The organism is Streptomyces alkaliphilus, assembly GCF_014141535.1.
Taxonomy (GTDB): Bacteria; Actinomycetota; Actinomycetes; order Streptomycetales; family Streptomycetaceae; genus Streptomyces; species Streptomyces alkaliphilus.
In genome coordinates this window covers 1-7,158 of the sequence record NZ_VKHT01000157.1, presented here as the reverse complement: position 1 = coordinate 7,158, position 7,158 = coordinate 1, and the positions used below count along the sequence as shown (strand labels likewise).

Annotated in this window: 2 protein-coding genes and 1 pseudogene; all 3 read left to right on the top strand. The window is 74.5% G+C overall.

What is annotated here, in order from left to right:
• Positions 1-54: 54 nt before the first annotated feature.
• Complete coding sequence (locus FNQ90_RS07780; protein ID WP_182605697.1) at positions 55-3,879, top strand: hypothetical protein; 3,825 nt, start codon at positions 55-57, stop codon at positions 3,877-3,879.
• Positions 3,880-4,012: 133 nt separating this feature from the next.
• Positions 4,013-6,826 carry a right-handed parallel beta-helix repeat-containing protein gene (locus FNQ90_RS07775; protein WP_182605695.1) on the top strand — a complete coding sequence of 938 codons (2,814 nt, stop codon included), beginning with the start codon at positions 4,013-4,015 and terminating at the stop codon, positions 6,824-6,826.
• A 54-nt stretch (positions 6,827-6,880) separates the two neighbouring features.
• Positions 6,881-7,158 (top strand): annotated as a pseudogene (locus tag FNQ90_RS07770) (hypothetical protein); the annotation flags it as partial.

The following is a 7,158-nucleotide window of genomic DNA, read 5'->3' as shown; positions in this document are numbered from 1 at the left end:
ACCCACCTGTTCACCCCCATCCCGGCCCCCGGCGGCGCGCCCGGAGCGGTGACCGTGCGCACGGCGGACGGCTCGGTGTCGCCCGGCGTCACCCTCCGCCCGCACGGCGACCAGCACCTCCTGATCAACAACGGCAACGGGACCTTCACCCTGAACGGCTCCGACGGCTCCTTCGTCCACGGCGGCCCGAAGCTCGACCGGGCCCCGCTGACGGCGGGCGGCTCCGGACTGGTGCGGGCCTTCGAGGGGAACGGCCCGCTCGTCCTGCTGGACGACAACCTCGCCCGCATCGCCGGCCTGAAGGTCACCCGCACCCCGGGCGGCAACATCCGGGTGGGCAACGGGAACCACGAGTTCGACCTGTTCACCGCGAACGGGCAGCTCACCCACACCGTGCGGACCGCCCCCGCCCCGGCGCCCGCCGGGGGCGCCGCCGCGGGGCCCGTGACCCCACCACCGGCCGGGAGCCTCCTGACGGTGACCGACGTGCGGACGAACGACTCCTTCCCCGTGATCCGCGCCTCGGACGGCGCCGACTCCCTCTTCCTGGACACCAACGCGCTGCGCGCCCTGGACGGCGACCTCAACGTCCTCGGCCCCCTCACCCGGGAGGGCACGGACCTCCGACTGAACGACCCCCGGGGCGGGGTACACGCCGGGGGGTTCCGCCGCTACGACGCCGGCGGCGACCTCCGTTTCGAGCGGATCAACATCGTGCACGGCAACGCGATGCGTCCCAACGAGCACTTCGAGATCACCATCCCCTCGGCCGCCGGGGAGAAGCCGACCTGGGTCCGGGTCACCCCGGGCCATCCGGCCGGCCCCGGCGCGCGTGGCTGGTTCGACGGCGGCACCGTGGACACCAAGGGCCTGGAGAACGGCCGGGTCCGACTGCTGGACGCGGGCAAGGTGGAGGTGTTCGAACGCCGCGTCCTGCCGGGCGGCGACGTCCTGGACTTCCACCGGGCGAGCACCTCCACCGAGTTCGGTCTCCTCAACCAACGCGGGGTCTGGTCGCGGATCGACGGCGACGGCGCCGTGGTGGGCCACGGCACGCGACACTTCGGCGAGAGCACCCGCAGTTGGTTCGACGTACAGACCCACAACGGCTTCGACGTGCGGGTGCGGCACTTCAGGGAGAACCCGGACGGCGGCCACGTCCTCGCCGACATGCGCACCCACGCCTTCCTCCAGGGCGGGCACGACGCGACCTGGGTCCGCTTCGACGCGGACTTCAAGCCGATCGCCTCGGGCACCCGCGAGTTCACCCACGGGCGTGGCTGGCGGGACCACGCCTTCGACCCGGCCACCGGCAACAAGACGCTGGTCCACGAGAGGTTCGGTCGCTTCAATCCGCTCACCGCCGCCGACAACCGCTCCTACCTCCAGCGCGTCATCACCGAGGACGGGACCATCAAGCCCGACTGGACGACGATCTCCGCGCACGGCAAGGAGAACGCCTTCGGCAAGACCCTGAAGAGCGGTGAGTTCCTGGAGGGCCGGCGTCTGATGGAGCAGCGCCCGCCGGCCTGGTTGCGCAACACGATGCTGCCGATCAACGGCAACTCCCTGGCGAACACCGCCCCCTGGCTGGGCGGCGGCGGGCTGTGGAACACCCTCACCCGGGCCGACGGCCTGCACCAGGCGTTCTCGCTGACCCTCAAAGCCGCGCCGGACGGTGCCGTCACCGCGCGCGGCGCCCGGTTCATCGCCTCGGACGCCTCCACCCTCGACATCTCCGCCGCGGGGGCCGTCACCGGCCACACCCGCAAGCTCTTCCACGGCACCACCCTCACCGTGGGCGACGTGACCCTCCCCCCCGGGGCCACCCGCCGCGACGGCTACCTGCCGTGGAAGGACGGGGACAACGGACTCCAGGGGCACCGGAGCTTCGCCGACGCCGACATCAACGCCGTGACCCTGCCCAACGGCGTGACCGGGGACGTCCGTTGGGTGGACCGGTACCCCGGCGCGGCCGGTGTCGAGGACTGGTACACGCCCACCCCGCACCGCCCGGCCGGTGGCACCGACCCCGACTGGCGGATCGCCCGGATCGGCCTGACCGACGGCCGGACGATCGACTTCCGCGCCGCCCCGGAGGTCCGGGCCACCCCGCTCACCGACTCGGCCGCCCACCGGCTGGACATCGCCCCCGGTCCCGGTCGCGGCCCCGACCACACCGTGTACGACCCCCAGGGCGTCCCGGTGGCCCGCGCCGACACCTTCCCCAACCCGACGCCCGGCGGGGCGGGCACCATCTCGGTGCGCGGCGGCGGAGGCTTCGACAGCCCCTCGCTGATCGGCAGCCGGATGACGTTCTCCTGGTCCGCCGACGTCAACGGCACGAACCCCACCGGCGTCCGGAAGGTCAACTTCGACCGGAGCATGGACCGGTGGGCCTGGGACCGGGAGAGCTTCCAGGACTTCGGCCGGGTCGGGACCAACGATCACCACCTGCTGCGCGAACACCGCCTGCTCGCCGACGGCGTCACCCTGGACGCCTGGCGGGTGACGAAGACCGACGGCGGCGTCGAGTGGCAGTGGCGCAAGGTCGACCGACACGGCAACGACCTGCGCTTCGACACCGGCGCCCCCGGCACCCAGATCCGCACCTGGCACGACGCGAACGGCGACCTGCTGCCCGACTGGCAGCCGGGCGCCCGCTGGGTGGACACCGTGCACCGGGGTGTCGGACCGCCGTACGTCGTGCAGGAGATGCCGTTCCAGCCCCGGATCACCGCCGCCGACTCCTTCGGCGACGCCCCGCTGCGGGTGCGCGAGTACGTGGCGACCCCGGACAAGCTCGGCGACGCGCTCGCGATCGGCCCCACCCGGGGCGAGTGGCGGGAGTTCGACAACGGCATCGTGGTGCGCGCCCGCGAGAAGGCCCCGGACGGCACCTTCCTGGTCTCGGAGGAGTGGCAGAAACACGCGCTGCGCTTCGACTCCACCGACCCGACGGTCGTCATCGGGGGCCGGAACATCGCCGGGTACGTGCGCTCCACCGACGGCGGCCCGGGCCCGTTGGCGCTCGCGGGGCGGGACGGCAACTTCCTCGGCAACCTCAACGAGTTCCGCGGCTGGGACCGGATGCTGCGCGAGGTCAACCGCTGGGAGTGGCGCGGCACCTCCGAGGGTGTGCCCGGCTACCGCGCCCTCGGGCTGAAGAGCGCGCAATCGATCAGCATCGACTTCCTCCAGGACTGGCTGCTGGACTTCACGATGAACCTGACCGCGTACGGCATCATCGCCGGCGTCAACGGCCACGAGTTCACCGACACGGACGTCCTGAAGGCGATGTTCGGCGCGACCGTCAGCAGCGGCACCAAGTCCCTGATCACCGGTGGCCACCACCTCCACAAGCGCGGGGGCCCGGGGAAGGTGGGCCTCAGCAGTGCCGATCAGGGCCAGCCCTTCCACCGCCGGCCGAACGACGACAGTTGGGCCGCGGAGTTCGCGGGCAATGAGAAGGTGACCCGCTGGCGGGCCGGCTCCTACGACTTCGGCGTCAACTTCGCCACCTCCTCGCTGGCCGGCTTCATCAACGGCGCGGCGATGTCGGCGATCTTCGGCGTCCGGGACGCCAACGGCGACATCGTGCGTCTCAGCGGACTGGACGCGCTGCGCGAGGGTGCCATCGGCATGGCCTCGGGCGCCCTCGGCGGCCTGTCCGTGGGCCTGGGCAAGACGATCCTCCAGCAGACCCTGGGCGGGCGCCTGTGGCACCGTCAGGGGTTCTTCGACATCTTCGTCGTCGGCGGACTCGGGAAGATCGCCGAGAAGTCCTTCGGCGGGCTCTTCCTCACCGGCACGCTGCGGGATCTGAACCCGCCGGACTGGCGCATCCCGCCCGCCCCGGACGCCGGAGGTGTCGGATGATGCCCGGGACGGCGTGCCGGCCGGACCGGCGGGGCCCGGGGGCCTTCGCCGGCACCGGCCGGGCGGGACCGCGGGACGTGCGACCGGGAGAGCCCGGAGAACCGAGAGAACCGGAAGAACGGGGAACGGCGCGATGAGCGACACCGTGACGGCGCGGGGCACGGCCGCGCGCGAGGGCGGGGAGCGGCTGCGGGTCGCCCCCCGGGGCCGGGGCGCGCACCGCACCGTCGCCCGCGCGCTGGCCGCCGCCCCGCCGGGCGCGGTGATCTCCGTCGCCCCCGGCGTCTACCCCGAGTCGCTGCGGCTGGAGCGACGGGTGACGCTGGAGCCCGAGCACGGCGTCGGCTCGGTGGTGATCGCCCCGCCGCAGGGTCCGGCGCTGGAGGTGCTGGCCCCGGCCTGCGCGGCGCACGGCCTGGAGCTGCGCGGCACCGATCCGGCGGCGGCTCTGGTGCGCGTCGCGGACGCGGCCGGCCTGTCGATGTCGGAGTGCGGGGTGACCGGCGGCCGGGTGGAGGTGCTGGGCTCACCGAAGGGCGCGGCCGGCGCGGGGGCTCCGGGCGCGGGGGCCCCGACCGCCGAGGGCCCCGCCGGCACGGCCCTGGACCTGGAACGCGAACTGCTCGACCCCACCACCGGCGGCGTGCTGATGATGCGGCGCTGCCGGATCGGGGACGCCCACCACGCGGCGGTGCACCTGGCCGGGGACGCCCGCGCGGGCCTGGAGGACACCGACATCGGAACCGTCGCGGGCATCGGCGTGGTGCTCTCGGGCACCGCCCGGCTGCTCGCCGGCCGGCTGCGGATCCGGGAGACCACCGGGTCGGCGCTGCGCGCCCGCGACGACTCGGTGCTGCTGGTGCGGGACTGTCTGCTGGACGCCCCGGGACGCAACGGCGTGCTGGTGCAGGACCGCGCCCGGGGCGAGGTCGCCGAGTGCCGGATCGACGGCGCCGGTGGTTCGGGGGTGCGGGTGGAGCACACCGGCCGGGCCGGGGTGACCGAGTGCCGTATCGACCGCGCCGGCGGCAGCGCCCTGGCCGTCTCCGGGGAGGCCCGGCTGGACCTGCTCGGCGGCCGGGTGGTCGCGCCCGGCGGCAACGGATTGGTGGCGTTGGACGACTCGGTGGTCACCGCCCGGGATGCCTCCCTGTCCACCACCGGCTTCAGCGCCGTGCACGCCGGGGACCGGGCCCGGGTGGAGCTGACCGGCTGCCGGGTGACCGACAGCGCCGAGCACGCCCTGGCGGTGTCCGACGAGGCCCTGCTGGAGGCGGTGGACTGCACGTTGGGAGATCCCGCGATGTGCGGGGTGGAGGTCTCGGGGGCGGACGCCCGGTTGGTGGTGCGGGGCACCCGGATCACCGGCGGTGAGACCGGCGTCCGGCTGCCGGCCGACGGGGGCGCCGCCGACCCGCCCGAAGCGGGCCCCGACTCCCCGAACGACGGGGCCCGCGACGGCACGGCGTCGTACGATCGCGCCCTGTACGACTGCACCGTCACCGGTCCGGCCCGGGCCGGCGTGGAGGTCGCCCCCGGTGGCCGGGCGCTGCTCTCCGGGGTCCGGGTGGTCGGCGCCGGCAGCGCCGGCCTGGTGGTGGGGGCCGACGCCCGGGTGCGGGTGGAGGGCGGCGCGGTGGTCGATTCCGCCGGCAGCGGCGTCGTGGTCGGCGAACGCGCCGAGGTCACCGCCCGTGACCTGCGGATCTCCGGGGCGGGCAAGAACGGCGTGCTGATCGGCCGGGCCGCCGGAGGACGGTGGGAGGGCTGCGAGGTGTCCGGCAGCGCCTTTCCCGCCCTGCACGTCGCGACGGCGGCCGAACCCCGCTTCGTGGGTTGTCGGGTGCTGGACTGCGCCCGCGACGTGGTGCCGGCGGAGGGTGCGCGGCCGGAGTTCGAGGAGTGCGTGTCGCTGCGGGTGGAGACGGCGATGCTGCCCTCACCCGGGCAGGGCGCGCCGCCCACCGGGCCGATCGGCCCGGCCGGCCCCGGGGGCCCGGGGGCGCCCACCGGACCCCACGGTCCGGCCGGCGGTACCGGTGGCGGCCCCGGCCCGGCGGGGACCGCGCCGGACGGCACCGCGAACAGCGACGCCGCCGACGTCGCCGGGGAACCCGAGCCCGAACCGGAGACCCTGGAGGAGCTGCTCGCCGAACTCGACGAACTGGTCGGCCTGGAGGGCGTCAAGCGCGATGTCGGCGGCATGGTCAAGCTCATGCAGACCGTGCGGATGCGGCAGGACGCCGGTCTGCCCGCGCCGCCGCTCAGCCGGCACCTGGTCTTCGCCGGCAACCCCGGCACCGGCAAGACGACGGTGGCCCGCCTGTACGGGCGGCTGTTGAGGGCGCTGGGCCTGCTGGAGCGCGGTCACCTGGTGGAGGTGGACCGCAGCGCCCTGGTCGGCGAGTACGTCGGCCACACCGGGCCGAAGACCACCGAGGCGTTCCTCCGCGCCCGGGGCGGGGTGCTGTTCATCGACGAGGCGTACGCCCTGGTGCCGCCCGGCATGAGCAACGACTTCGGCGGCGAGGCGATCGCCACCCTGGTGAAGCTGATGGAGGACCACCGCGACGAGGTGGTCGTCATCGCCGCGGGCTACCCCGGCGACATGGCGCGGTTCATCAACTCCAACCCGGGCCTGTCCTCCCGTTTCAGCCGGACCCTGCTGTTCACCGACTACAGCGGCGACCAGCTCGTGGACATCGTCGAGCACCACGCGGGGCAGCACCGCTACGACCTGAGCCCGGCGGCCCGTGAGGCGCTGCGCGCGTACATGGACGCCATTCCGCGCAACGAGCGGTTCGGCAACGGCCGCACCGCCCGGCAGGTGTTCCAGGCGATGACCGAGCGACAGGCGATCCGCATGTCGGAGCTGTCCGCGCCCGGCGCCGACACCCTGACGGTGCTGGACGTGGCGGACATTCCGGAGGTCCCCGTGCTCGAGTGACCCGCCCCGATCCCGGCATCCCCGATCCCGCACCCGCTTCCCGGAGGACACACCGTGTCGGCCAAGCCCGTACCACCGAACGGTTCCACGGAACCCGCCCCGCACGCCGGTTTCGCCGAGGTCTTCGGCCGCGATCCCGGCCGGTCGCGCCGCGGCCTGACGCCCGGCCGGCGGGTGTGGACGACGCTGGGCGCGGCCACGGCCGTCACCGCCCTGATCGCGCTCGGGGGCCCCGTGCTGGGTTCGGTGCTGTTCCCCGCACCCGGTCCGGGTGACGAGGAACTCGCCGCCTCGCACGTGGGAACCCTCGACCCCTCCCCCGGGCCCGGTAC